This window comes from Bacillus sp. BC08, from assembly GCF_054326875.1.
In genome coordinates this window covers 1-1,949 of record NZ_JBTGPA010000002.1, presented here as the reverse complement: position 1 = coordinate 1,949, position 1,949 = coordinate 1, and the positions used below count along the sequence as shown (strand labels likewise).

The following is a 1,949-nucleotide window of genomic DNA, read 5'->3' as shown; positions in this document are numbered from 1 at the left end:
GTAATTATAATGTATCGGTATATGCTAAAGATATAGATTCTAAGGAGAAGCAAGAATCTTTTATATCGCAGGGGATTATAATAAAGTGATAAAGAACGACTCATAAGGGTCGTTCTTTATTGTTTATAAATAAAAATATGGGCATGTTTTCTTTGTTTATAGTGATTCTATCTAATGAAAAAGAAATTATAGATTTATATTTTAATATTTGTATTGTTGGAATATAATGATGTAGGTGATTGAATGGTTAAAAAATTATTTTGAAAGGAGCCGAATAGTGAAGAGAAATGTTTTATCAAAAGTTATTATATTAAATTTATTTTTCATGTGTTTTTTTATAAGTATCTCAAGTGCCAATGCAGAATGGGATACAAAACTACCGGTACTAAAGGGCATTACATATAGTAAGAATGTAGTAAGACCGGGCGAATCGTTTGAAATGTATATAGATGCAGAAGATGAGGATTCGGGTATTGACAGTATGTATATTACATTATGGAATCCATCTAAAAATAAAAGTTTAGATGTATATGGAATAGGAAAAGATGAAAACGGAAGATGGATGGGCAGAATAACCATACCAGAATACGCAGAGAATGGAGAATGGGGATACAGGAATATACTTATAAGAGATTTTGCGGGAAATGAAAGGTATATACAGTGGGATTTTGATCAATACAACCTTGGTACCTTTAAAGTAGAAGGGCAAACGAAATGGGATACGAAGCTACCGGTACTAAAGGGCATTACATATAGTAAGGATATAGTAAGACCGGGCGAATCGTTTGAAATGTATGTAGATGCAGAAGATGAAGATTCGGGTATTGACAGTATATATATTACATTATGGAACCCATCTAAAAATAAAGGTTTAGATATATATGGAATAGGAAAAGATGAAAACGGAAAGTGGACGGGCACAGTAACCATACCAGAATTGGCAGAGAGTGGAGAATGGGGATATAAGGATATTACTATAAGAGACCGTGCAGGAAATGTAAGTAATATAACGGTGGGGAATTTTGATCAATACAACCTTGGTACTTTTAAAGTAGATGGACAAGTAAATAGTGTAGAATTAAAAAGAGACATAGAAGTACCAAAAGTAAATCAAACAATAACATTTACAGCGAAAGCAGCAGGAAGTAGTCAGCCGGAATATCAATTTTGGGTAAAAGAAGATGGCAAATGGCGAATGGTACAAGATTATAGTAAAACAAATGTATTTAAGTATACACCGAACAAAAATGGTGATTACAACGTATCGGTATATGCTAAAGCAGCAGGTTCTATAGCGAAGCAAGAAGCAATGCAAGTTCATAGCTTTAAAGTGAAACCTTTAGAAAAAGTAACAGCTGTAGAATTGAATAGAGATGAAGAAACACCAAAAGTAGGTCAAACAATAACATTTACAGCGAAAGCAGCAGGAAGTAGCCAGCCGGAATATCAATTTTGGGTAAAAGAAGATGGTAAATGGCGAATTGCGCAAGATTATAGTAAAACAAATGTATTTAAGTATACACCGAACAAAAATGGTGATTATAACGTATCGGTATATGCAAAAGATGTAGATTCTAAGGAGAAGCAAGAAGCAATACAAGTACATAGCTTTAAAGTGAAACTTTTAGAAAAAGTAACAGCTGTAGAATTGAATAGAGACATAGAAGTACCAAAAGTAGGTCAAACAATAACATTTACAGCGAAAGCAGTAGGAAGTAGCCAGCCAGTATATCAATTTTGGGTAAAAGAAGATGGTAAATGGCGAATTGCGCAAGATTATAGTAAAACAAATGTATTTAAGTATACGTCGAATAAAAACGGTAATTATAATGTATCGGTATATGCTAAAGATATAGATTCTAAGGAGAAGCAAGAATCTTTTATATCGCAGGGGATTATAATAAAGTGATAAAGAACGACTCATAAGGGTCGTTCTTTATTGTTTATAA

General features: G+C 32.8%; 1 protein-coding gene. It reads left to right on the top strand.

Annotation, left to right across the window (positions count from 1 at the left end):
* Positions 1–277: 277 nt before the first annotated feature.
* The gene (locus ACXVYO_RS00045) at positions 278–1,909 is read left to right on the top strand and encodes a triple tyrosine motif-containing protein (RefSeq protein WP_458465715.1); all 1,632 of its coding nucleotides are present in this window, start codon (positions 278–280) and stop codon (positions 1,907–1,909) included.
* The last annotated feature ends 40 nt before the right edge of the window (positions 1,910–1,949 follow it).